This window comes from Chryseobacterium takakiae (assembly GCF_900129385.1).
In the GTDB taxonomy this organism is placed as follows: Bacteria; Bacteroidota; Bacteroidia; order Flavobacteriales; family Weeksellaceae; genus Chryseobacterium; species Chryseobacterium takakiae.
The window spans coordinates 265,130-288,871 of record NZ_FQVO01000003.1; the positions used below are offsets into that span (position 1 = coordinate 265,130).

Sequence of the window (23,742 nt, forward strand, 5' to 3'; positions counted from 1 at the left end):
ATGGGATCAAGAAAACAAGATAGTTCAATCGCAAGAAAAGAAGCTAACAAGGACGTTGTTAAAGCTTCATTAAATAACTGCCCATCTTCTCCTAGAAAAATGAGATTAGTTGCTGATATCATTAGAGGAGAGCAAGTAGATAAAGCTCTTTATATCCTTAAATATTCTAAGAAAGAAGCTTCTAACAAATTAGAAAAATTACTTCTTTCTGCAATTGCCAACTGGCAGGTAAAAAACGAAGGAGCTGACATTGAGGAAGCAAACCTTATCGTTAAAGAAATATTCGTGGATAGTGCAAGACAATTGAAGAGACTAAGACCAGCTCCACAAGGTAGAGGGTATAGAATCAGAAAAAGATCTAACCACGTTACATTAATCTTAGGTAATAAAGAAAATTAATCAAGGTATGGGACAGAAGACAAATCCAATTGGTAACAGATTAGGTATCATCAGAGGATGGGATTCTAACTGGTTTGGCGGAAACGATTATGGAGACAGAATCGCGGAAGACTACAAAATCAGAAGATACCTTGAAGCTAGATTATCTAAAGGTGGGATTTCAAGAATTTATATTGAAAGAACATTAAAATTAGTAACAGTTACAATTACTACCGCCAGACCGGGACTTATCATCGGGAAAGGAGGTCAGGAAGTTGATAAACTGAAAGAAGAGTTGAAAAAATTGACTAAAAAGGATATTCAGATCAACATCTTCGAAATCAAAAGACCTGAGCTTGATGCAGTATTAGTTGCAGACAGCATTGCTAAGCAAATCGAAAACAGAATCTCTTACAGAAGAGCTGTGAAGATGGCGATGGCAGGTACAATGAGAATGGGTGCAGAAGGTATCAAAGTTCAGATCTCCGGTAGATTGAACGGTGCTGAAATGGCAAGATCAGAATCTTTCAAAGAAGGAAGAATTCCATTGTCTACCTTCAGAGCAGATATCGATTACCACATAGGTGAGGCATTGACTCAGTACGGAAAACTAGGGGTTAAAGTTTGGATCATGAAAGGTGAAGTTTACGGTAAAAGAGAACTTTCTCCATTAGTGGGACAACAGAAAAAAGGTGGTCAGTCTGACAGAAGAGATAACAGAGGAGGAGACAGAGACAACAGAAGACCTAGAAAAAACAACAATAATAATAACAATAATAATTAAAAATTTTAGATTAGAACATTTTGAATTTTAAATTACCGTTACTTTTTTAAAATAAAAAAAATCTAAAATCTAAAATCTAAAATCTAAAATTTAGAAATTATGTTACAACCAAAAAGAACCAAGTTCCGTAGAGTACATAAGATGAAAATGAAGGGGAGTGCCCAGAGAGGTAGTCAACTTGCTTATGGAACTTTCGGAATCAAGGCGACAGAAGGTGCTTGGATCACTGCAAGACAGATTGAAGCTGCTCGTATCGCTGCGACAAGATATATGAAGAGAGAAGGCCAGCTATGGATCAAAATCTTCCCGGATAAACCAATTACTAAAAAGCCAGCCGAAGTAAGGATGGGTAAAGGTAAAGGTGCCGTGGAATATTGGGTAGCTGTAGTAAAACCAGGTAAAATTATGTTCGAAGTAGGAGGTGTTCCTTACGAAGTAGCGAAAGAAGCACTTAGACTTGCAGCACAAAAATTACCAGTTGTTACTAAATTTGTAGTTGCTAACGATTTTGTAAAACCTCTTTAATCTTTGAATACAATGAAAAAAGCTGATATTAAAAATTTAAGCGCGGGTGATATTCAAGCTCAATTAACTGAAGCAAAAGCTCAATATTCTAAATTGAAGTTGGCTCATGCAATCAGCCCAATTGAAAACCCGATCCAAATCAGAGATTTGAGAAAAACAATCGCTAGACTAAACACTGAGTTAACTAACAAACAATAATTTCATTTTAAAATGGATAGAAATTTAAGAAAAGAAAGAATCGGAGTGGTTTCCAGCAATAAAATGGAAAAAACTATTGTTGTTAGTGAAACTACGAGAGTGAAGCACCCGATGTACGGTAAATTCGTATTGAAAACGAAAAAATATACTGCACACGACGAGAACAACGAATGCGCAGAAGGAGATACAGTTTTAATCCAGGAAACTAGACCTTTGAGCAAAAACAAAAGATGGAGATTAGTAAGAATCATTGAAAAAGCTAAGTAATAATGTTACAAACAGAATCAAGATTAAAAGTTGCTGATAACACAGGTGCTAAAGAAGTATTGGTTATCAGAGTTCTGGGAGGAACCAGAAGAAGATATGCTTCAGTTGGTGATAAAATCGTTGTTACTATCAAAGATTCTACACCATCAGGAAACGCTAAAAAAGGTCAGGTATCTAAAGCTGTAGTAGTAAGAACTAAAAAAGCAGTAAGAAGAAAAGATGGTTCATACATCAAATTCGAAGACAATGCTTGTGTATTACTAAACGCAGCGGGAGAAATGAGAGGAACCCGTGTTTTCGGACCAGTTGCTCGTGAGTTGAGAGACAAAGAATATATGAAAATCATTTCATTAGCTCCTGAAGTACTTTAATATTTAAAATTTTAAAAAAAATGTCAAAGTTAAAAATAAAAAGAGGAGATAACGTAATCATTACCACTGGTAAAAAAGATATCAAAGGTAAAACTGGTGAAGTTATTGAAGTGATCAAAAAAGAAGGTAGAGACCCTAGAGTTGTGGTTGCAGGACTTAATATCGTGAAAAAACACGTTAAGCCTTCAGCTTCAAATCCTCAAGGAGGAATCGTTGAAAGAGAAGCTTCTATTCATATCTCAAACGTAGCTTTAGTTGGTAAAGACGGAAAAGCTATCAAAGTAGGTTACAAAATCGAAGGAGATAAGAAAGTTAGAATCAACAAAAAAACGGGTGAAACTTTATAATTTTAAATAACACATGGAATATATAGCAAGACCCAAAAAAGCATATAAAGAAACGATTGTTCCTGCAATGATGGAAGAATTCGGATACAAATCTGTAATGCAGGTACCAAGACTTGAGAAAATTGTTTTATCTCAAGGTTTAGGAGATGCTACAGCAGACAAAAAGATCATCGATTATGCTGTTGAAGAATTAACGAACATCACTGGTCAGAAGGCTGTTGGTACAATCTCTAAGAAAGACGAAGCTGCTTTCAAATTGAGAAAAGGAATGCCGGTAGGAGCTAAAGTTACTTTAAGAGCTAACAAAATGTATGAGTTCTTAGACAGATTAACTTCTTCTGCATTACCACGAATCAGAGATTTCTCTGGTATCAAAGCAGACGGATTTGATGGGAGAGGTAACTATAACTTAGGGATCACTGAACAAATCATCTTCCCTGAGATCGTAATTGACAAAGTGAAAAAAATCCAGGGGATGGACATCACTTTCGTTACCACTGCGAAAACAGATAAAGAAGCTAAAGCATTATTAACTCACTTCGGTTTACCATTCAAAAAGAACTAAGAAATGGCTAAAGAATCAATGAAAGCGCGTGAGCGCAAAAGAGAAGCACTAGTTGCTAAATACGCTGCTAAAAGACAGGCTCTTAAAGAAGCAGGTGATTACGAAGGACTTCAAAAATTGCCTAAAAACGCTTCACCTGTAAGATTACATAACAGATGTAAATTAACAGGAAGACCAAGAGGATACATGAGAACGTTCGGTATTTCCAGAGTAACTTTCAGAGAAATGGCAAACAACGGTCTTATCCCGGGAGTGAAAAAAGCTAGTTGGTAATAATTACTAATTAAAAATCGGGACAATTAAGTTGTCTGGATACTAAAGATAAATAATATCAGACTGAAGATTTCTGAGGTCTGATATTTTACTCTTCAAGTCCTTACAATACTGATTGTTCTTTAACCAATAATTTATAAAAGAAAAATGGTAACAGATCCAATTTCAGATTTCCTAACAAGAGTAAGGAACGCACAAAGCGCAGGCCACAAAGTGGTGGAAATTCCTGCATCGAAAATCAAAAAGGAGATTACTAAGATCTTATTTGATCAGGGGTATATCTTAAACTACAAGTTTGAAGATAGCGCTGTTCAGGGAACGATCAAAATCGCTTTAAAGTACGACAAGCAAACCAACAAACCGGCTATCAAGTCTATTCAGAGAGCTTCAAGACCAGGTTTGAGACAGTACAAAGGTTCTACAGAACTTCCAAGAGTACTAAATGGTTTGGGTATTTCTATCATCTCTACTTCTAAAGGAGTAATGACTGACAAGAAAGCTAGAGAAGAAAAAGTAGGCGGTGAAGTAATCTGCTATGTTTATTAATTTTTAATCACAGGAAAATGTCAAGAATTGGTAAAGCAATTATAACAGTTCCAGCAGGAGTTACAATCACTGAAAACAATGGTGTGGTAACTGTAAAAGGTCCTAAAGGAGAACTTTCTCAGGAGCTTACAGGCGGAATTACTATAGAACAGAAAGATGGTGAACTGAACGTAAACAGACCATCTGATGCTAAACAACACAAAGCGCTTCACGGTTTATACAGAGCGTTAATCAACAACATGATTGTTGGTGTAAACACAGGTTTCGAAAAGAAACTGGAATTAGTAGGGGTAGGATACAGAGCTTCACACGCAGGTCAAAAACTTGAGTTGGCTTTAGGATTCTCTCACGGTATTGTACTGGAACTTCCAAACGAAGTTAAAGTAGATACATTGACTGAAAAAGGTAAAAACCCAATTATTACTTTAACGTCTCACGATAACCAACTTCTAGGGATGGTAGCTGCAAAGATCCGTTCTTTCAGAAAGCCTGAACCATACAAAGGGAAAGGGGTAAGATTCGTAGGAGAAATTGTTAGACGTAAAGCTGGTAAATCTGCTTAATAAATTATAAGTATTATGGCATTAACTAAAGTAGAAAAAAGAATAAGAATCAAAAGAAGAGTAAGAGGGAAAATCTCCGGATCTTCTGAATTGCCAAGATTATCTGTATACAAAAGTAATAAGGAAATTTACGCTCAGTTAATCGATGATAACAGTGGAAAAACTTTAGCATCTGCTTCTTCAAGAGAGAAAGGCGTTGAAGCTAACGGAACTAAGACTGAAGTTTCTGTTGCCGTAGGTAAGGCTATCGCTGCCAAAGCTATTGCTGCAGGAATCGAAAATATTGTATTTGATAGAAACGGATTCGTATATCACGGGAGAATCAAAGCTCTTGCTGACGGTGCGAGAGAAGGAGGACTTAAATTCTAATCATTAAATTTCGGAAATATGTTAGGACTAGATAATATAGAAAGAGTAAAACCGGGAGGATTAGAACTTAAAGATCGTCTCGTAGCTGTTAACAGAGTAACAAAAGTAACTAAAGGAGGTAGAGCTTTCGGATTTTCTGCAATCGTTGTTGTAGGAAACGAAGAAGGAGTTATCGGTTACGGTTTAGGAAAATCTAAAGAGGTTGCTTCTGCAATTGCAAAAGCAGTTGAAGACGCAAAGAAAAACCTTGTGAAAGTTCCTGTAATGAACCACACAATCCCTCACCAGACTACTGCCAGATACGGAGGTGCAGACATCTTCTTAAGACCTGCTTCTCACGGTACAGGGCTTATCGCCGGTGGTGCGGTAAGAGCGGTATTGGAATCTGCTGGTATTCACGATATCCTTTCAAAATCTAAAGGATCTTCAAACCCTCACAACGTGGTGAAAGCTACTTTCAAAGCGTTATTGGATATCAGAAGACCTGAAGAAATTGCTAGAATGAGAGGAGTTTCACTAAGTAAAGTGTTTAACGGTTAATAAACAAAACAATGGCAACAATCAAAGTAAAGCAAGTAAGAAGCGCTATTGGAAGAACAAAAACCCAAAAGAGAACGCTTGAAGCATTAGGACTAAAGAAACTTCACCAAGTTGTAGAACACGAAGCTACGCCCTCTATCTTAGGAATGATAGCTGCAGTTAGTCACTTACTTGAAGTTCAAAAATAATTTTTAAAATAATTTTAAAATGAATTTAAACAACATAAAGCCAGCTGCAGGATCTACTTTCAACTCAAAAAGAATTGGTAGAGGACAAGGTAGCGGAAAAGGTGGTACTTCTACAAAAGGGCACAAAGGACAAAAATCAAGAGCCGGATATTCTCAGAAAATCGGTTTTGAAGGAGGTCAGATGCCTTTACAAAGAAGATTACCTAAATTCGGATTCAAAAACGTAAACAGAAAAGAGTTTAGAGCTATTAACCTTGATTCTATCCAGACTTTAATTGAAAACAAATCCATCACAGGAGATATTACAAAAGAAGTTTTGGTAGCAAACGGTTTGGCAACTAAAAACGAATTAGTGAAAATTATGGGTAGAGGAGAATTGAAATCTGCGGTTTCTATCTCAGCTGACAAATTCACTAAATCTGCTGAAGAGCTTATCGCTAAAGCAGGTGGAAAAGCAATTACCTTATAATAATTACTAATGAAAGAATTTATACAAACCCTCAAAAATATTTGGAGTCTTAAAGAACTTAGAGATAAAATTATCTTTACTTTAGGAATTATCCTTGTGTATAGATTCGCATCTTATATCTCTTTACCTGCAATTAACCTTGCAGAAGTGGGAGATCTCTTAGAGCATTATAAAAATCAAGGCGGTAACAAGCAAGGAGCAGGTCTCCTTGGCTTGCTTTCGTCGTTTACGGGGGGAGCTTTCAGCCACGCTTCCGTAATGGCGTTAGGGATCATGCCTTATATTTCTGCTTCTATTATTGTTCAGTTGATGGGGATGGCTATTCCTTATCTTCAGAAGCTTCAGAAAGATGGAGAGTCCGGTAGAAATACATTGAACCAGATAACTAGATGGTTAACAATAGGGGTTTGTCTTGTACAGGCACCTTCTTATTTAACTTCTATTACTCAATTATTCTTACCATATGCTCAGTTCTCATCTGCATATTATGTAGAGCCAAATTCCATTATGTTCTGGTTACCAAGTATTGTTATTCTGGTTGCCGGTTCAGTATTCGCAATGTGGTTGGGTGAGAAAATCACCGACAAAGGTATCGGGAACGGTATCTCTATCCTTATTATGGTGGGGATCCTTTCAAGATTACCGGAAGCATTTGTGCAGGAAATGGCAGTTCAGAACGGAAAAGGAGGAATGGGGTCTATCATGATCCTTATTGAAGTGATTTTCTGGATGTTGGTAGTTCTTTTGGCAGTGGTATTATCCGTTGCTGTGAGAAAAATCCCAATCCAGTATGTAAGCAGAGCTCAGGCAAGAGGAGGTGTAAACAGAAATCTTATGCAGGGAGCAAGACAGTGGATTCCATTGAAAGTAAATGCTGCCGGTGTAATGCCGATCATTTTCGCGCAGGCGTTAATGTTCGTACCGGGACTTTTAACTAAAGTGGATGAATCCAATACTTTTCTTGCTGGTTTCAAGAATGTTTTTAGCTGGCAGTACAACGTATTGTTTGCGCTATTGATTATTATTTTCTCATTCTTCTATACTGCGATCACAATTCCGGTAAACCAAATGGCTGATGACTTGAAGAGAAACGGAGGTTTAGTACCGAAAGTAAGACCAGGAAAAGATACCGCTGATTATTTAGATGATATTTTATCAAAAATTACCTTGCCAGGTGCAATTTTTTTATCTATCTTTGCAGTCCTTCCGGCAATTGTACACGGAAGCTTTGTTCAGACAGATGCGTTCGCCTTATTTTTCGGGGGGACATCACTATTGATTATGGTGGGAGTAATTTTAGATACTGTTCAACAGATTAATACCTATCTGCTGAACCATCATTATGATGGCTTAATGCAGTCTAAATTATCAAGAACGACTGGATATTAATTTATGGCAAAACAAAAACATATTGAACAGGACGGCGTTATTACGGAAGCACTTTCGAATGCGCAGTTCCGTGTTGAGCTGGAAAACGGGCATGTTCTCATCGCTCACATCTCCGGTAAAATGCGTATGCACTATATTAAGTTATTACCTGGTGATAAGGTAAAATTAGAAATGTCTCCTTACGATTTATCGAAGGGGAGAATTACATTTAGATATTAAAAACAATCTGCCAAATGAAGCATATGTTTCATTTGGCTATTGTTAAAAAAATAAATATTTTCAAAAATGAAAGTAAGAGCATCAATTAAAAAAAGAAGCGCTGATTGCAAAATCGTACGCAGAAAAGGTGTACTATTCGTAATCAACAAGAAGAACCCAAAATTTAAACAAAGACAAGGCTAACATTAAATTATGGCGAGAATTTCAGGTATTGATTTACCAAAAAACAAAAGAGGTGTTATCGGTTTAACTTACATCTACGGAATTGGAAGAAGTACTTCTTCAGAAATCCTTAAAGCTGCCGGTATCAGCGAAGACAAGAAAGTCAACGAATGGAATGACGATGAATTGGCTGCAATCAGAAACTATATCTCTGAAAACATTAAAGTAGAAGGAGAATTAAGATCTGAAGTGCAATTGAACATTAAGCGATTAATGGACATAGGATGCCAACGAGGAATACGTCACAGACTTGGATTACCTTTAAGAGGCCAGAGAACGAAAAACAACTCTAGAACCCGTAAAGGAAAGAGAAAAACTGTTGCTAACAAGAAAAAAGCTAGTAAATAATCGTTAGGAATTATGGCAAAACAAACTAAAGTAGTTAAGAAAAGAAAAGTAAAAGTTGAGGCTATTGGTGAAGCGCATATTCAGGCTTCTTTCAATAACATCATCATTTCTTTAACAAATAAAAACGGAGAGGTTATCTCTTGGGCTTCTGCCGGTAAAATGGGTTTCAGAGGTTCTAAAAAGAATACTCCATTTGCTGCTCAGATGGCAGCTGAAAATTGCTCTGCTGTAGCTCACGAAGCTGGATTAAGAAGAGTAAAGGTGTTTGTGAAAGGTCCAGGTGCAGGTAGAGAATCTGCCATCAGATCTATTCACAATTCAGGAATTGAAGTTAGCGAAATCATTGATGTGACTCCTATGCCGCACAATGGATGTAGACCACCAAAAAGAAGAAGAGTTTAATTTTTAGAATTTATCCATTATGGCAAGATATATTGGTCCTAAAACTAAGATTGCGAGAAAGTTTGGTGCTGCAATCTACGGAGATGACAAAAACTTCGAGAAAAGAAAAAACCAACCGCCGGGACAACACGGTCCTAACAAAAGAAGAGGTGCTAAAAAATCTGAATACGCAGTTCAGCTGGCTGAAAAACAAAAAGCTAAATACACTTACGGTATCTTAGAAAGACAGTTTGCTAACTTATTCGACAAAGCACACAGAAGTAAAGGAGTAACAGGTGAAGTTCTATTACAACTTTGCGAATCAAGATTGGATAACGTAGTATACAGATTAGGATTTGCTAAAACCAGATCTGCTGCAAGACAATTGGTTTCTCACAGACACATTACCGTGAACGGAGAGCTGGTAAATATTCCATCTTATTTGCTTAAAGCAGGTGATGTAATTGCTGTAAGAGAAAAGTCTAAGTCTCTTGAAGTTGTTACCAATGCATTGGCTTCTAAAGCAAATTATGAGTGGTTACAATTCAACGATGAGAAGAAAGAAGGTACTTTCGTTTCTGCTCCTGAGAGAATCCAAATTCCGGAAGACATCAAGGAACAGCTTATCGTCGAACTTTACTCTAAATAATTTTTTAATCAAATTTTTGCTCAACCCAATAATATGGCAATTTTACAATTCATAAAACCCGATAAAGTAATTTTACTTAACTCTGATGAATTTAGAGGTCAATTTGAATTCAGACCACTAGAACCAGGTTTCGGGCTTACAATCGGTAATGCTTTGAGAAGAGTGTTGCTTTCTTCTCTGGAAGGTTATGCTATTTCATCTATCAAAATAGAAGGTGTAGAGCACGAATTTTCAACTATTCCAGGAGTAATCGAAGATGTTACCGAAATTATTCTTAACCTTAAGCAGGTAAGATTAAAAGCTACGGCAGAAAACCAGTCCAACGAGCAGGTTAATGCCAAAGTATCAGGTCAGACGGTTATTACTGCTGGTGATTTAGGAAAATCAATCAACGGATTTGAGGTGCTAAACCCGGATTTGGTGATCTGTAACCTAAACAGTGATGTAACTTTCGAAATTACTTTCAATATTGAAAAAGGCAGAGGATATGTTCCTTCTGAACAAAATAAGTCAAACAATGCACCGGTAGGTACTATTGCAATCGACTCTATTTTCACCCCAATCAAGAAAGTACAGTATAGCATTGAAAATTATCGTGTAGAGCAAAAAACAGACTACGAAAAACTTGTATTAGATATAGAAACTGACGGATCTATCAGTCCTCAGAATGCTTTAACAGAAGCTTCCAAGATATTAATTTATCACTTCATGCTGTTCTCTGATGAGAGAATCACGCTTGAAACTGAAGCTGTAAAAGCATCTATCCAATATGATGAAGAAACTCTTCATACAAGACAACTTCTTAAGTCTAAATTAGCAGATATGGATCTTTCCGTAAGAGCCCTTAACTGTCTGAAGGCGGCTGAAGTAGAAACTCTTGGAGAATTGGTTTCTTACAGTAAGTCTGATTTGATGAAATTCAGAAATTTTGGTAAAAAATCTTTGACAGAACTAGAAGAATTAGTGCATTCAAAAGGTCTTAACTTCGGTTTCGACGTTGCAAAATATAAGTTAGACGCTGATAAATAATTAATAATGAGACACGGTAAAAAATTCAATCACTTAGGAAGAACAGCTTCTCACAGAAGTGCTTTACTTTCTAATATGGCTTGTTCTCTAATTGAGCATAAAAGAATCAACACTACTGTAGCTAAAGCAAAAGCTTTACGAGTATATGTTGAGCCTCTATTAACAAAAGCAAAAGAAGATACTACACACAATAGAAGAATTGTTTTTTCATATCTTCAAAATAAAGAAGCAGTTGCAGAATTGTTCAGAACTGTAGCACCTAAAATCGCTGAGAGAAACGGTGGATACACAAGAATCATCAAAACTGGTTTCAGACCTGGTGATGCTGCTGATACTGCTCTTATCGAATTGGTAGACTTCAACGAGCTTTATAATCCTAATGCTGAAGAGAAGAAAACAACAAGAAGAAGCAGAAGATCTGCAACAGCTAAAAAAGAAGCTGTAGTAGCTGAAGCTCCTGTAGTAGAAGAAAAAGCTGCTGAGCCAACGGCTGAAGCTGCGAACTCTACAGAGGAAAAAACTGAAGAATAATATTTCATTTTCAGATAAAAAAAACCGTTCAGATCCTGAACGGTTTTTTTATTGCTTAGATTTTAGTTTTTACCAGCTCAATGATATTATTGCCCTGATCAAGAATCAGGCTGTCACCTTTTACCCTAGCTTTCATGTCCATTTTCTCATAAACGGCCTCATTGCCTTTAGAATCAACTTTGTTCAGAATGAAAGTTTTATTATTGCTTCTGATACTCATTGTTTTTTCTTTATAGTCAAAGACGACCTTTGCAAGACTTCCATCAGTCGCCTTATATACAAAATCTGTTTTTACATATTTTTTTCCGTTAACGTCAGTTTCATACTGAATATTAGGATCTGCTTTACCGCTGTCCGTCATGGATTGTTCGGTACCGTCTGATTGCAATACGGCTTTATTCCCCGTTTCACTTTTTTTACAGCCTGTAAAAGATAGCGCAATCACTGTAACTACGCCCCAAAGTCCCTTTTTCATGATGTTAATTTTTTTTAATGTATTGATTGTTAAATATTTTCAGATATATTTATTTTTTTGCTAAATTTAGTAAAAACAAAAACTAAACCAACCATCATGAATTCAATCTCTCTAAAATTACACAAACGTGTAATTGTTTGCCCTCAATATGATTCTGAACTTTACAGTAATAAATCAGGAAAGCCGAAAACTGTATAGAGTAGGCATATCTTAAAACTTATTACTATGTTAACAGAAGCAGACATCAAAAATGTTTCATTGGAAAAAAGTCCGGAAAGCGTTAATTTTTGTGCAATATGGCCATCTGCAAAAACGGGGCTTCAGGTTCTCGCAGGAATTATTAAAAATCCGGTTGTAAAAGGTGTGATTGGAATGATTGTTACACTCGGCGACAGCCTTTGTCCTTCCAACTAATAATGAAGGGGCTTTTCTGTGTTTGTGCATAAAGCCCTTCATTAAGAAAATAAACTCTGAATTATAATTTAAACCTTACCGGAATGAAAATCAGCATTGCCATCGTAGAAGATGAAAAAAACTACAATAATGCGTTAAAAAAAATCATCAATTACCAGGATGATATGAGAGTAGTTGCCCAGTATTTTGATGGTCTTGATGCATTAGAAAATCTCCCTGATATTTCTCCAGATGTCGTAATGATGGATATTCAGCTACAGGATATGTTAGGTATCGAGATCATTGGAAAAATTAAAAAACAACTCCCGGATACACAATTTATCATGTGTACGAGTTTTGAAGACGATGAAAAAGTTTTCAATTCTTTAAAAGCCGGAGCAATGGGGTATTTGGTAAAAGGAGAAAGCATGGATAAGATTCTCTCATCCATCCGGGATGTCTACAATGGTGGTGCTCCCATGAGTTTTTCCATCGCCAGAAAAGTATTAAGCCATTTTGAAAAAAAGCTGCCTGAAATTAAAGGTTTTGATGAACTTACACAACGTGAAAAAGAAATTCTCGAGCTTTTATCTCAAGGTTTGCTTTACAAAGAAATTGGAGATAAGAAATTTATCAGTATTGATACCGTGAAAAAACACGTCGGAAACATTTACAGAAAACTCCACGTCAGCAACAAAGTGGAGGCAATTAATAAATTTAACCATTTTAAAAACTAAGAAATTATGAAAAAAATTAATTTTCTTTTGAGTCTGGGAATAATACTTTTACTTTTTTCATGTAAAAAAACTGATGAAAAACCTACAGCAGATAGTATTAATACTGGTCAACCGGTTGTTGCAAGAACTGAATATTGCCACCCACCAATTCCAGAACTACTTTCTGAAATTATGATTAAAGATTTTAAGAAAAATGTCTTAGATCTAAAAATCATTAACGAATCTGAATTGGTTATCAATAAAAATATTTATGAAAGTATAATAAATAATTTCCCTTCTGATTCAGATGTATTAAACTGTACTTTCGGGGAATGCGATGCTAAGCTTAACCTAAATGGTAAATATTCTGAATTATCCCCTCTTAATAATAAATTATTAATTTTATTTAATTATGATGGATCGAAAATAAATACAAAATATCATCTTATCGCTAATGGAAAAGATATAATTATTGATGAATCTGATGCAGATCTGATGCATAATTTATACAATAGTAACACGAGAAGCAAACTAGATGCATATGCAAAAAAGTACGGAAAAAATACAATGAAAGTTAAAATCCCTAAATATTGTTTACAAGAATATATTAAAAACTCTACTAGTAATTCTAATTTAAAAGAATATCGTTTTATTTTGGGTAAAATTCCTCATTGGAATGAATATTTAGAAACTTTTTTACAAACAAAATCAGTAAAAAAAAGTATTCCTACAAAAGAAATGACAAGATTGAAAGATAAATATATAAATAATGAAGGTCAGATTACATTTATAACAAATGCATATGATGTAGATGGAAATTTAATTGATAATTTATCATATTATGACCTAAACTCACTTTCACCTCCCAACTAATGATTTCAAAACTGGATATTTTAAACAAAATTTATGAAATTGTAGTTCTGGTTAATCTTTTACTTTCAATATATATATTGATGAAAGGTAAATCTGGACAGCAATTTCATTTTTACGTATATATATCAGTGGTGACGATAATAGATATTATATTTCCGATTCTTAAATTAGAAAATGTAATGAATTCTAATTATTTATTTTTCATTTTTATATTAATATCTTATTTATATTTTTTTTATTTCTTTAGAAAAAATTTCAAAGAAAAAATTTACAGAAGTATTTGGACGATAGTTTTTAGTGTGTTTTTTGGAATGACACTTATTCACCAAATACGATATAATTTCGACGAACTGACTTCTTTTACGCTTGCTTTATTACCGTTGTTTTGCATTTTTGGGAGTATGGGTTGGTTTGTATATATTTTAAATCAAAAAGTAGAAGGTCCTATTTTTGATAAAAAGTCATTTTGGATCAGTTGCGGTCTACTGATTTGGTCTGTATTCTTTTTGTTCAGAGGTCTTCCAATGTATTATTTTAATAATCTTGATCCAGATTTTTTAAAGGGTATTTCAATGATATTTACTATTGTCAATATTATAACGTATTTGCTTTTCTTTCGAAGCCAATTTTGTGAAAAATGAAAAATCTTCCTGAAGAAATAAAAATAGTTTACATCATTGCAATCTTAGTAATGATGTTATTTGTGGGTTTTATAATTTTTACAGTATTAATGTACAATAGAAAACAATTATTATACATTAAAGAAAAACAGCTCAAAGAATCTGAATACCAAAATCAGCTCCTCCAGAAAGAGCTCGAAAAACAAAAGCTCATCGAAAAAGAACGGGAAAGAATCTCCCACGATATGCACGATGATCTTGGTGCCGGAATCTCAGCATTGAAACTGCAGGCAGAATTTTTAAAACAGCGGGCTGATAATGATGGTCTGAGAAATGATATTGACGAACTTCTCAAAACCTCGGAAGAAATGAACATTTCCATGAGAGAAATGCTTTGGAGTCTCAATTCAGGAAATGATACACTCGGAAGCTTTATCAATTATGCCAAAATCTATACACAGAATTTTCTTAAGAAAACAACCATTCTGATCATTACAGAAAACGAAAATATAGTTGAAGAAACAACCATTTCAACAGAACAGAGAAGAAATTTGTTCTTGTGTCTGAAAGAAGCTTTGAATAATATTTATAAGCACAGTCAGGCCAACCAGATCACCTTATCATTTCTTCAAAAAGATAATGAATTCATTATGAAAATTTCCGACAACGGAATTGGAATTAACCATAAAAATCCGGCAGGAAATGGCCTTCGGAATATGAAGCGGAGAATGGAGGAACAGAATGGACATTGTGAAATTACTAATGGAAACGGAACTCATCTGTTTTTCAAAATGTATTTGTGAGAAAAGCAAAATTTTATTAGTATTTTTATAAATCACCTTTTGGTGTAATGGACATAGATTACTTTTTAAAATAACTTTGAAGTATAATTAAAAATTAATAACCATGAAAATTTTATTCGAATATGCTCTTCCTACAGCCATCTTTATATTTGGAATGTGGCTTGCTGTTAAAACAGATTTATTAAAAGATACGCAAACAGGCAATAATGAGACAGAAAAAACATTCAGCTTTTCCAGAAGTCAATTGTTTTACTGGACAATGATTGTGATAATATGTTTGTGCGCTGGTATGGGAAACAATGGTAACTTTGATTTGCTTTTGAAACTGAAAGAACCTTCAATTTTACTTTTATTAGGAATTAGTGTGGGAACTGCAAGTGTAGCAACGTATATTGATAATGAAATACCCAACCCTAAAAAAAATACGGATAGCAAGGGTTTTATAAAAGATATACTATCAGATGCCGGCGGAATAAGCGTACACCGCTACCAGGCTTTATTGTTTAATATTATTTTCGGGTTGGTATTTGTCTGCCAATTCATTACCAATACTACAGAGTTCCCTGTTTTTGATAATTATGCTTTAGCTTTAATGGGGACGAGCAGTGCAGGCTACTTACTTGTCAAAACAAATGAAAAATCATACAAAAGTATTTCTCAATAAGTATAGATTGCTAACACAGTAGTTGTAAAATAAATATACTTTATCAATTAAAACAAACCACTTAAACCAATAAAATCATGAAAATAATTGTTGACTATTTATTAGAATGGAATATATCTTCCAAAAAAGGAAAGGTCATATTGAAACTTAAAAATGCAGATCCGGAAATTATAGAAGATCTGAACTACCAGGATTTTTCAGCATTAGCCATAGTGCTTGAAAAAGGAAATGCAAGATTTGATGATACGGAAAACTCAATTTATAATGTAATGCCATGAAAATAATATTTTATCTACTCGTAATTTTGTCATGTATTTCATGTAATATAAGACATAAAGCCACACTGAAAGAATTGCAGAATAAAGGATCAAATTATCAGATGTCCTATGACGCTACCCGCAGAGGCGCTGTTATAAGTCTTGATAATAATGGAAAAATTGATAAGATTTTATCAGAAGTTCAGCCTGATGCCGCTATAGCAACCACAACGGATATTACCAGTAAACTTACAGGCAAATTGAAAACCGGAGACAGCGTATCCGCCGAACAAATAACAAAAATAGCTGAAACATTATCCAAACTGGGAGAGAGAACGGCACCGGTAAACATGCTGAGAGACGCATTGTACAGGCTGGAAGAACATTGTGTAAATTTTCCTGAACAATGCAAAGATGAAAAATATTTTAACAGCTTTGATAAAGTTGTAGATTTAATAGTCAAATTACAAGGCGAAATTTCAGAAACAGCTGCTAATGAGGCTAGAGCGGAAGAAGCCAAAACCTTGAGAGCACTCACTCCGCAAGAGAGGGATAAATATAATTTAAATAAATAATGGAATAAACACCATTTGTAAGGGATGCTTATTTTGATAACAACAACTCTGTTTTAAATTCAGAAATTAACTAAAATTTAACTCTGAATAAACGTATAAATTACGTGTCATTTGCTTCAAAAAGTTAAAAATTGATTAAATTTGTCTGAACTATAAAAAAACGAACAATGAGTTACATTTCTTACATAGAAGCGAGACAAATTTTAGATTCAAGAGGAAATCCTACAGTAGAAGTAGATGTATTTACAGAAAGCGGCGCTATGGGTCGTGCAGCAGTACCTTCGGGAGCATCTACAGGAGAGCATGAAGCAGTGGAACTGCGTGACGGCGGTTCAGAATATATGGGGAAAGGTGTTCTTAAAGCTGTTGAGAATGTAAGAGAAGTAATCGCGCCTGAACTGGTAGGGCTTCCGGTGTATGATCAGAATCTTATCGATCAGATCATGATTGATCTTGATGGAACAAACAATAAAGGAAATCTGGGTGCCAACGCCATCTTAGGAGTGTCTTTAGCGGCGGCTAAAGCGGCGGCGGCAGAACTGAAAATGCCTTTATACAAATATGTAGGTGGAGTAAATGCCAATACCCTTCCGGTTCCGATGATGAACGTTATTAATGGAGGTTCTCACTCAGATGCACCTATTGCATTTCAGGAATTTATGATCATGCCGGTGAAAGCAGATTCTTTCTCCCACGCATTGAGAAAAGGAACTGAAATTTTCCATAACCTAAAATCCATACTTCACTCAAGAGGCCTCTCAACTGCCGTAGGTGATGAAGGTGGTTTCGCACCAACATTCTCAGGAACTGAAGATGCTCTTGATACCCTACTTCAGGCTATCGAAAAAGCGGGATATAAGCCTGGTGACGACATCATGTTGGCACTTGACTGCGCTGCTTCAGAATTCTACAAAGACGGAATTTACGATTACAGAAAATTCCAGACTCCGGATGCCGCTCAGTTCTCAAGCAGTGAGCAGGTTTCTTACCTTGCTGAACTGGCTGCGAAATACCCGATTATTTCTATCGAAGACGGAATGCAGGAAAACGACTGGGAAGGTTGGAAAATGTTAACGGATAAAATCGGTGACAGAGTACAGTTAGTAGGAGACGATTTATTCGTAACAAACGTTGAAAGACTGTCTAGAGGTGTTAAAGAAGGTATCGCCAACTCAATTTTGGTTAAAGTAAATCAGATTGGTTCTCTTTCTGAAACGATGGCTGCAGTACAAATGGCACAAAATAACAGATTCACATCCGTTATGTCCCACAGATCAGGGGAAACAGAAGATTCTACTATTGCTGATCTTGCAGTAGCAATGAACTGCGGCCAAATTAAAACCGGATCTGCTTCAAGATCAGACAGAATGGCAAAATACAACCAGCTGTTGAGAATTGAAGAGGCACTTGGTGAAACTGCAGTATTCCCTGGATTGGATGCATTTAAAATCAAAAGATAATTAATTGAAATTATAAATAACGGCAAGCGAAATTTTTAGTTTGCCGTGTTTTGTAATAAATAGTATATTTAGAAAAAAAATAAATAATGTCAGACAACAAAGTAATATTGAATTACGATGGTAATTCATATGAATATCCAATTGTGGATAGTACTATCGGAGACAGAGGAATCGATATTTCAAAATTAAGAGACCAGACGGGTCTGATCACACTTGATTTAGGGTATAAAAATACCGGGGCTACACTTAGTGACATCACGTACTTAGATGGAGATAAAGGAGAATTATTCTACAGAGGATATCCTATCGAGCAGATTGCCGATAAATCAAACTTCACAGAAGTAATGTACCTTTTATTGCACGGGGAATTGCCGAATCAGGATCAGTTTAATTCTTTCGAATCAAATATTAAAAAATATAACTTCGTAGCAGAGGAGATGAAAAAAATCATCGATGCTTTCCCTCGTTCTGCTCACCCTATGGGAGTTCTTTCTTCTTTAACTTCCGCTTTAACGGCCTTTAATCCAAAATCCGTTAATGTAAATTCTAAAGAAGAAATGGATCATGCTGCAGAATTGCTTATTGCAAAATTCTCTCACCTTTGTGCATGGACGTACAGAAAAACGCAGGGATTACCGCTTAACCACGGTGACAACAACCTGAATTATGTAGAAAATTTCTACAAAATGACCTTCAGAATGCCAAATCAAGATTTTGAAATTGATCCTGTGGTTGTTCAGGCTTTGGATAAATTATTAATTCTTCACGCAGATCACGAGCAAAACTGTTCTACATCTACTGTAAGAATGGTTGGTTCTGCTCACACAGGTCTTTTCGCTTCTATCTCAGCTGGGGTTTCTGCGCTTTGGGGGCCGCTTCACGGTGGTGCAAACCAGGCAGTGATCGAAATGCTTGAGCTTATTGAAAAAGATGGTGGCGATGTAAACAAATGGGTAGCAAAAGCTAAAGATAAAAACGACAGTTTCCGTTTAATGGGCTTCGGACACAGAGTGTACAAAAACTTCGATCCAAGAGCGAAAATCATTAAAAAAGCGGCAGACGATATTCTTAACGCATTGGGAATTCAGGATAAGGCATTGGATATCGCAATGCAGTTAGAAAGAGTGGCTTTGGAAGACGAATATTTCGTAGAAAGAAAGCTATATCCGAATGTAGACTTCTATTCAGGAATTATCTACAGAGCACTAGGAATTCCTACGGAAATGTTCACAGTAATGTTTGCTTTGGGAAGACTTCCGGGATGGATTTCTCAGTGGAAAGAAATGAGATTGAAAGGAGATCCTATCGGAAGACCAAGACAGGTATATCAGGGCGCTCAAAAGAGAGACTACATTGATATGGTGAACAGATAATCATTCATCTTATTATAAATAAGTCCCAAAGCTTGCTTTGGGATTTTTTATTTCAAGGAATTTTTTTAACTTAAAGCATGGAAAATGAGAAATTAAATTCGCTTAAGAAGACAATGAGGATTAATATTATTCTCTACATCATCTACGGGCTTTTCCTCATGATTGAAACATTCGATTTCCTTGAAATGCTGCATTCCAAACCTGCTGATTATTCACCCACCTACAGCTTGGTAAACGTTATCTTTTACCAGATGGAGATGTTCATTTGTTTCCTTTGTGCTTTTACTCTGATTATTCTTGTATCAACAAAACAATCTGTAAAGATGCTGCTTTTTATCAGCCTTAGCCTTTTCATTTTTAGAATCGGAACAGTGTATTATCTATATTTTTACGAAACTGAAGAAAGGTGGGTGCCCTTTATCTATAAAAGAGCCAATGATTTCAGCATGCTTTTCAGAAGAACTTTAGTTCCGGGGCAGTTGATAGTCGGTGTAATTTCTTTTTGGTATTCAATCAAGGTTTTAAGAGCAGACAAAAAATAAAATTACTGCAATTTATTATTGATTATTTTAGTGGCTTTTTGAAGTTTTCCGCACGAGTATTCTGAATACTTATTGCTGTCCCTACACCGTGAATCATGACCATTGAAGCTGTTCCGGTTTCAATAAAGTATTTTAAAATAGCGCCATTTTCAAGTTCTGCTGAACCAAAAGTAAGCGCTTCCTTTTTACTTTTAAATTCTCCGTACAATCTATTTTTTGCGTTCGTCAGATTTCCGGAAAATAAATTGCCGTTTTCGAGGGTAATCAATTTTCTTGTGGTTAAAATGCTGAAATTTTCTGAATTAATAACAGTTGAGCAGATCGCTAATTCTTTATTATCCAATTCGAAAGGATAGTTTCTGAATAGATTTTTAGAATCAGTTTCGTAAAATTTTGTCCATTTAAAATCATAAGGTTTTAGTGTGCTCCGTTTAATTTTTGCGATACAGATGTTATGAATTGATTTGTCTGATTTTTCCATTTTGTATTCATATGTTGCAAAAATACAATATTAAAAAACCTGCATAAAGCAGGTTCTGGTTTTTCTTAAGGACATTGGCATCTGTCACAAGTCCAGAGTGTACATGCTCCTGTTTCAAAGTCAAATTCACAGCATCGTCTCGCTGCAGACGCTCCTCCGATAATAGATTTTTGAGCTTCTCTACCGAGTTTTTGTGCGTTTTTTAGCACTGATTTTTTGTTTTTCATAATGTAATAATTTTTGTTGATTGAATTTTAATAACTTAGCTCTATTATTATATCACTAATGTATGAATTTTAATTTAAAATTAACAACAAAAATCAGTTAAAAAATTATCTGCTAAAGTAGCTTCAATAAGCAATCAATTGTTTTAGTCTATCAAATTGCTCAAGTAAAAAACTGCAATAAGAATGTTTTTCAGATTTATATTGCAGCCTTTGTCTAAAAACGCTTTAAAAGTTTCCCAGATTCAGGCCTTTACTTATATTTGTAGCATTGCATAAATCTTTATGAAACTAAATATAAAAAACGAAACAGGAAGGCTGAAATCAGTGGTTCTGGGACAGCCGAATTCTATGGGAGGTGTTCCTACTCTTGAGGAAAGTTATGATGCCAAATCCTATTACTCCATACAAAACAACATTTACCCGAACGAGCAGGATATTATTAATGAAATGAATGCTTTCGAATCCGTATTGAAAAAATACGACGTGGAAGTACTGCGCCCAAGCATTATTGAAGATTATAATCAGGTATTCGCAAGAGACGTTGCTTTTGTTATTGATGATAAAATGATCATTTCTAATGTCATTACCGACAGAGCAGATGAACAGGGAGCTTACAGGAATATTTTTGAAAAAGTGGAATGGAGAAAGATTATTAATCTCCCTGAAACGGCACATATTGAAGGAGGTGATGTTATTGTCTGGGACGATTTTCTGTTTATCGGGACCTGTTTCAGCGAAGACTACAGAAGTTATAAAACAGCCAGAACTAATGAATATGCCATAGAAATTCTCAAGGAATATTTTCCTAAAAAAAGGATTATCGACCTGGAACTGAAGAAAAATGATAAAATTCCATATGAAGGTATTTTGCATCTCGACTGTACCTTCAACCCGATCGGTAAAGACAAATGCATCATTTACAAAGACGGTTTTGTGGATGAAAGTGACTATCGGCTGATCATCGATATTTTTGGGGAAGAAAACTGTTTCCATGTAACAGCGGAGGAAATGTTTGAAATGTTCCCGAATGTTTTCTCGATTTCTCCGGAAGTCGTGGTTTCAGACCAAACTTTTACCAGAATGAACAACCACTTAAGAAATGAATGGGGAATGACGGTAGAAGAAATTCCTTATAGGGAAATTTCAAAAATGGGCGGATTGCTGAGATGTTCTACAATGCCTCTTGTGAGAGAGTGATAAATTCTAGAGTGGTAGAGTTTTAGAGTCTGAGGGTAGGAGAATTGTTTTTACTTGAAAAGTTTTATATTTTTAAACTTAAATACAAATGATTATGCCTACTATAAAATTTCATCAGGATTTGAATGTTTTTCAAAAGTCAGTAGAATTTGTAATGACGATTTATGAACTTTCAAAATCCTTTCCGAAAGAAGAGCTCTATTCTCTTACAGACCAAATCAGGCGCTCATCAAGATCAGTCTCTGCTAATATAAGTGAAGCTTGGGGAAAAAGAAAGTACGAAAAGTCTTTCGTTGCCAAGCTTACAGATTCAGAAGGTGAAGCAAGAGAAACTCAGACCTGATTATTATTTGCCAGGAAATGTAATTATATAAATGAAGATCAATTTATTATTCTAAACAATCAGTACAACCAGATAATAGGGATGTTGGTAAATATGATGAGTCAATCAAAAAGTTGGTGTACATTTTCTACTGTAAATGAATAGAGATAACTTTGCACTAAAACACTAAAACACTAAAACACTAAAACACTAAAACACTAAAACACTAAAACACTAAAACACTAAAACACTAAAACACTAAAACACTAAAACACTCAAACCCAAAACACCCTCAAACTCAAAGTATGCAGACAACAGATACCGTATTAATGATAGAGCCGATTGCATTCGGATTCAATGCAGAGACGGCCAAAAACAACTATTTTCAGGTAGAACAAAAAGGTTTTGACACTCAGTTTAAAGCTTTGTCAGAATTTAAAATGTTTGTGGAAAAGCTAAGAAACAAAGGAATCAACGTCATCACTATAAAAGATACGCTGGATCCTCATACTCCGGATTCTATTTTTCCCAACAACTGGGTAAGCTTCCATAAAGACGGGAAAGTGGTTTTATACCCGATGTTCGCTTCCAACAGAAGAGTGGAAAGAAGAGATGATATCATCGAAAACATCAAGGAACAAGGCTATGAAGTTTCAGAGATCGACGACTGGTCTTTTCCTGAAACGCAGGGGCATTACCTGGAAGGAACCGGAAGCATGATCTTCGATCACGACAACAAAATTGCGTACGGCTCGGTTTCATTAAGGCTGGATGAAAATCTTTTCAGAGAATTTTGTGAAAAATATGGTTTTACACCGGTTGTTTTCCATTCATTCCAGACGGTTGGCGAAGAAAGGCTTCCGATTTACCATACTAATGTAATAATGTGTGTAGCAGATAAATTTGTAGTAATTTGTCTGGATTGTATCGATGATGAATTGGAAAGAAGCAAAGTCATTGAAACCATTAAAAATTCAGGAAAAGAAATTATTGAAATTTCGGAAGAACAGATGCAGCAGTTTGCAGGAAATATGCTGCAGGTACAAAACAAAAATGGCGAAAAGTTCCTGGTCATGAGCGAAACCGCTTACAAATCTTTACATGAAGATCAGGTTGCTGCAATAGAAAAATACTGTGAAATTATTTATTCAGACCTAAATACCATTGAAGTAAACGGAGGAGGGAGTGCACGTTGTATGCTTGCTGAAGTTTTCTTGCCGAAAAAATAATATATTTGCTGAAAATATATTGAATTGGAATCAATTACCAGCAAAGGTTTACATATTCTTCTGACTTTGGAAACGGAGTCAGAAGCTTTGTTATTAGACAGTCAAGGTTTTTTGGAATTTACTCAAAATATACTATCAACAAAAGATGTTGAAATTGTAGGGATTACCAGTCATGTTTTTGAAAACCATAGTTTTACTGCTGCTGTCTGCCTTAAAGAATCTCACCTGTGCATTCACACCTGGCCGGAATTCAGGCAACTTACCTTTGATGTTTTCCTATGCAATTATTTACAGGATAATACGGCAAAAGTTGAAAAAATTGCCGATGAATTCACAGCATACTTTAAAGCTAAAACCATTCAAAAACACAAAATTTACAGATAG

The 23,742-nt window shown here is 35.4% G+C and carries 39 protein-coding genes; 37 read left to right on the forward strand and 2 right to left on the reverse strand.

Going from position 1 to position 23,742, the window contains the following annotated elements; translation table 11 throughout:
- From rplV to rplQ, 23 genes are all read left to right on the forward strand, one after another.
- Complete coding sequence (gene rplV / locus BUA76_RS06185) at window positions 1-399, forward strand: 50S ribosomal protein L22 (protein ID WP_029297778.1); 399 nt, start codon at window positions 1-3, stop codon at window positions 397-399.
- Between the two features lie 7 nt (window positions 400-406).
- Window positions 407-1,162: a 30S ribosomal protein S3 gene (gene rpsC / locus BUA76_RS06190; protein ID WP_072883925.1), complete on the forward strand. Its 756-nt coding sequence runs from the start codon at window positions 407-409 to the stop codon at window positions 1,160-1,162.
- 99 nt (window positions 1,163-1,261) lie between these two features.
- Window positions 1,262-1,687 (forward strand): 50S ribosomal protein L16, encoded by a 426-nt coding sequence (gene rplP, locus BUA76_RS06195; protein WP_072883926.1) that lies wholly within the window; start codon window positions 1,262-1,264, stop codon window positions 1,685-1,687.
- Between the two features lie 12 nt (window positions 1,688-1,699).
- Window positions 1,700-1,885 (forward strand): 50S ribosomal protein L29, encoded by a 186-nt coding sequence (gene rpmC / locus BUA76_RS06200; RefSeq protein WP_027381309.1) that lies wholly within the window; start codon window positions 1,700-1,702, stop codon window positions 1,883-1,885.
- Between the two features lie 12 nt (window positions 1,886-1,897).
- Window positions 1,898-2,152, forward strand: coding sequence for a 30S ribosomal protein S17 (gene rpsQ, locus BUA76_RS06205; RefSeq protein ID WP_029297775.1), 255 nt, complete (start codon window positions 1,898-1,900; stop codon window positions 2,150-2,152).
- Window positions 2,153-2,154: 2 nt separating this feature from the next.
- Window positions 2,155-2,523, forward strand: a complete 369-nt coding sequence (rplN, locus tag BUA76_RS06210) for a 50S ribosomal protein L14 (RefSeq protein ID WP_007839504.1) — start codon at window positions 2,155-2,157, stop codon at window positions 2,521-2,523.
- 20 nt (window positions 2,524-2,543) lie between these two features.
- Entirely contained in the window at window positions 2,544-2,870 is a 327-nt protein-coding gene (rplX, locus tag BUA76_RS06215) for a 50S ribosomal protein L24 (RefSeq protein ID WP_072883927.1), read from the forward strand.
- A 13-nt stretch (window positions 2,871-2,883) separates the two neighbouring features.
- Entirely contained in the window at window positions 2,884-3,435 is a 552-nt protein-coding gene (rplE, locus tag BUA76_RS06220) for a 50S ribosomal protein L5 (RefSeq protein ID WP_072883928.1), read from the forward strand.
- 3 nt (window positions 3,436-3,438) lie between these two features.
- Window positions 3,439-3,708, forward strand: a complete 270-nt coding sequence (gene rpsN, locus BUA76_RS06225) for a 30S ribosomal protein S14 (RefSeq protein WP_029297771.1) — start codon at window positions 3,439-3,441, stop codon at window positions 3,706-3,708.
- Window positions 3,709-3,855: 147 nt separating this feature from the next.
- Entirely contained in the window at window positions 3,856-4,254 is a 399-nt protein-coding gene (rpsH, locus tag BUA76_RS06230; protein ID WP_029297768.1) for a 30S ribosomal protein S8, read from the forward strand.
- A 17-nt stretch (window positions 4,255-4,271) separates the two neighbouring features.
- Complete coding sequence (rplF, locus tag BUA76_RS06235) at window positions 4,272-4,817, forward strand: 50S ribosomal protein L6 (RefSeq protein WP_072883929.1); 546 nt, start codon at window positions 4,272-4,274, stop codon at window positions 4,815-4,817.
- 15 nt (window positions 4,818-4,832) lie between these two features.
- On the forward strand, window positions 4,833-5,186 hold the full coding sequence (gene rplR / locus BUA76_RS06240) for a 50S ribosomal protein L18 (protein WP_072883930.1): 354 nt from the start codon (window positions 4,833-4,835) through the stop codon (window positions 5,184-5,186).
- An 18-nt stretch (window positions 5,187-5,204) separates the two neighbouring features.
- On the forward strand, window positions 5,205-5,726 hold the full coding sequence (gene rpsE / locus BUA76_RS06245) for a 30S ribosomal protein S5 (protein WP_034712988.1): 522 nt from the start codon (window positions 5,205-5,207) through the stop codon (window positions 5,724-5,726).
- 11 nt (window positions 5,727-5,737) lie between these two features.
- Window positions 5,738-5,914, forward strand: coding sequence for a 50S ribosomal protein L30 (gene rpmD, locus BUA76_RS06250; protein WP_029297759.1), 177 nt, complete (start codon window positions 5,738-5,740; stop codon window positions 5,912-5,914).
- A gap of 19 nt (window positions 5,915-5,933) precedes the next feature.
- A complete protein-coding gene (gene rplO / locus BUA76_RS06255; protein ID WP_066434450.1) occupies window positions 5,934-6,383 on the forward strand; it encodes a 50S ribosomal protein L15 in 450 nt (149 codons plus the stop codon).
- 9 nt (window positions 6,384-6,392) lie between these two features.
- Window positions 6,393-7,772, forward strand: coding sequence for a preprotein translocase subunit SecY (gene secY / locus BUA76_RS06260; protein WP_072883931.1), 1,380 nt, complete (start codon window positions 6,393-6,395; stop codon window positions 7,770-7,772).
- Window positions 7,773-7,775: 3 nt separating this feature from the next.
- Entirely contained in the window at window positions 7,776-7,991 is a 216-nt protein-coding gene (gene infA, locus BUA76_RS06265) for a translation initiation factor IF-1 (RefSeq protein WP_029297754.1), read from the forward strand.
- Between the two features lie 66 nt (window positions 7,992-8,057).
- Window positions 8,058-8,174, forward strand: coding sequence for a 50S ribosomal protein L36 (rpmJ, locus tag BUA76_RS06270; protein WP_007839480.1), 117 nt, complete (start codon window positions 8,058-8,060; stop codon window positions 8,172-8,174).
- 9 nt (window positions 8,175-8,183) lie between these two features.
- The gene (rpsM, locus tag BUA76_RS06275; RefSeq protein WP_027381318.1) at window positions 8,184-8,561 is read left to right on the forward strand and encodes a 30S ribosomal protein S13; all 378 of its coding nucleotides are present in this window, start codon (window positions 8,184-8,186) and stop codon (window positions 8,559-8,561) included.
- Between the two features lie 12 nt (window positions 8,562-8,573).
- Window positions 8,574-8,963: a 30S ribosomal protein S11 gene (gene rpsK / locus BUA76_RS06280; RefSeq protein WP_002983263.1), complete on the forward strand. Its 390-nt coding sequence runs from the start codon at window positions 8,574-8,576 to the stop codon at window positions 8,961-8,963.
- 19 nt (window positions 8,964-8,982) lie between these two features.
- Window positions 8,983-9,591 (forward strand): 30S ribosomal protein S4, encoded by a 609-nt coding sequence (gene rpsD, locus BUA76_RS06285; RefSeq protein ID WP_029297746.1) that lies wholly within the window; start codon window positions 8,983-8,985, stop codon window positions 9,589-9,591.
- A 33-nt stretch (window positions 9,592-9,624) separates the two neighbouring features.
- Entirely contained in the window at window positions 9,625-10,620 is a 996-nt protein-coding gene (locus BUA76_RS06290) for a DNA-directed RNA polymerase subunit alpha (protein ID WP_066434456.1), read from the forward strand.
- 6 nt (window positions 10,621-10,626) lie between these two features.
- Complete coding sequence (gene rplQ / locus BUA76_RS06295; protein WP_072883932.1) at window positions 10,627-11,151, forward strand: 50S ribosomal protein L17; 525 nt, start codon at window positions 10,627-10,629, stop codon at window positions 11,149-11,151.
- Between the two features lie 55 nt (window positions 11,152-11,206).
- On the opposite strand, the gene BUA76_RS06300 is transcribed toward rplQ, so the two are convergent.
- Window positions 11,207-11,626, reverse strand: a complete 420-nt coding sequence (locus tag BUA76_RS06300; protein ID WP_072883933.1) for a hypothetical protein — start codon at window positions 11,624-11,626, stop codon at window positions 11,207-11,209.
- A 225-nt stretch (window positions 11,627-11,851) separates the two neighbouring features.
- On the opposite strand from BUA76_RS06300, the gene BUA76_RS06305 reads away from it, so the two are divergent.
- The 10 genes from BUA76_RS06305 to BUA76_RS06355 all read left to right on the forward strand — a co-directional run bounded on the left by BUA76_RS06305 (window position 11,852) and on the right by BUA76_RS06355 (window position 19,902).
- Window positions 11,852-12,040, forward strand: a complete 189-nt coding sequence (locus tag BUA76_RS06305) for a hypothetical protein (protein WP_072883934.1) — start codon at window positions 11,852-11,854, stop codon at window positions 12,038-12,040.
- 83 nt (window positions 12,041-12,123) lie between these two features.
- Window positions 12,124-12,756 carry a response regulator gene (locus tag BUA76_RS06310; protein ID WP_072883935.1) on the forward strand — a complete coding sequence of 211 codons (633 nt, stop codon included), beginning with the start codon at window positions 12,124-12,126 and terminating at the stop codon, window positions 12,754-12,756.
- A gap of 6 nt (window positions 12,757-12,762) precedes the next feature.
- Window positions 12,763-13,608, forward strand: a complete 846-nt coding sequence (locus BUA76_RS06315; protein WP_072883936.1) for a hypothetical protein — start codon at window positions 12,763-12,765, stop codon at window positions 13,606-13,608.
- Window positions 13,609-14,245: 637 nt separating this feature from the next.
- Entirely contained in the window at window positions 14,246-15,031 is a 786-nt protein-coding gene (locus BUA76_RS06325) for a sensor histidine kinase (protein ID WP_072883938.1), read from the forward strand.
- 103 nt (window positions 15,032-15,134) lie between these two features.
- Entirely contained in the window at window positions 15,135-15,695 is a 561-nt protein-coding gene (locus tag BUA76_RS06330; protein WP_072883939.1) for a hypothetical protein, read from the forward strand.
- A 77-nt stretch (window positions 15,696-15,772) separates the two neighbouring features.
- A complete protein-coding gene (locus BUA76_RS06335) occupies window positions 15,773-15,973 on the forward strand; it encodes a hypothetical protein (RefSeq protein WP_072883940.1) in 201 nt (66 codons plus the stop codon).
- Complete coding sequence (locus BUA76_RS06340; RefSeq protein ID WP_072883941.1) at window positions 15,970-16,527, forward strand: hypothetical protein; 558 nt, start codon at window positions 15,970-15,972, stop codon at window positions 16,525-16,527. Before BUA76_RS06335 ends, BUA76_RS06340 begins: the two co-directional genes overlap by 4 nt.
- Window positions 16,528-16,694: 167 nt before the next feature.
- Window positions 16,695-17,987: a phosphopyruvate hydratase gene (eno, locus tag BUA76_RS06345; protein ID WP_066434478.1), complete on the forward strand. Its 1,293-nt coding sequence runs from the start codon at window positions 16,695-16,697 to the stop codon at window positions 17,985-17,987.
- Window positions 17,988-18,073: 86 nt separating this feature from the next.
- A complete protein-coding gene (locus BUA76_RS06350) occupies window positions 18,074-19,360 on the forward strand; it encodes a citrate synthase (protein WP_072883942.1) in 1,287 nt (428 codons plus the stop codon).
- Window positions 19,361-19,473: 113 nt separating this feature from the next.
- Window positions 19,474-19,902 (forward strand): hypothetical protein, encoded by a 429-nt coding sequence (locus tag BUA76_RS06355; protein WP_143149871.1) that lies wholly within the window; start codon window positions 19,474-19,476, stop codon window positions 19,900-19,902.
- A gap of 22 nt (window positions 19,903-19,924) precedes the next feature.
- Here the strand turns inward: BUA76_RS06355 and BUA76_RS06360 are convergent, their stop codons facing one another.
- Window positions 19,925-20,383, reverse strand: a complete 459-nt coding sequence (locus BUA76_RS06360; protein ID WP_072883944.1) for a hypothetical protein — start codon at window positions 20,381-20,383, stop codon at window positions 19,925-19,927.
- A 509-nt stretch (window positions 20,384-20,892) separates the two neighbouring features.
- Here BUA76_RS06360 and BUA76_RS06365 point away from each other — a divergent pair.
- From BUA76_RS06365 to BUA76_RS06380, 4 genes are all read left to right on the forward strand, one after another.
- Entirely contained in the window at window positions 20,893-21,807 is a 915-nt protein-coding gene (locus BUA76_RS06365) for a dimethylarginine dimethylaminohydrolase family protein (protein WP_072883945.1), read from the forward strand.
- A 94-nt stretch (window positions 21,808-21,901) separates the two neighbouring features.
- Window positions 21,902-22,150: a four helix bundle protein gene (locus BUA76_RS19490; RefSeq protein WP_317041288.1), complete on the forward strand. Its 249-nt coding sequence runs from the start codon at window positions 21,902-21,904 to the stop codon at window positions 22,148-22,150.
- A gap of 284 nt (window positions 22,151-22,434) precedes the next feature.
- Window positions 22,435-23,358: a citrulline utilization hydrolase CtlX gene (gene ctlX, locus BUA76_RS06375; protein WP_072883946.1), complete on the forward strand. Its 924-nt coding sequence runs from the start codon at window positions 22,435-22,437 to the stop codon at window positions 23,356-23,358.
- A 24-nt stretch (window positions 23,359-23,382) separates the two neighbouring features.
- Window positions 23,383-23,742, forward strand: coding sequence for an S-adenosylmethionine decarboxylase family protein (locus BUA76_RS06380; RefSeq protein WP_072883947.1), 360 nt, complete (start codon window positions 23,383-23,385; stop codon window positions 23,740-23,742).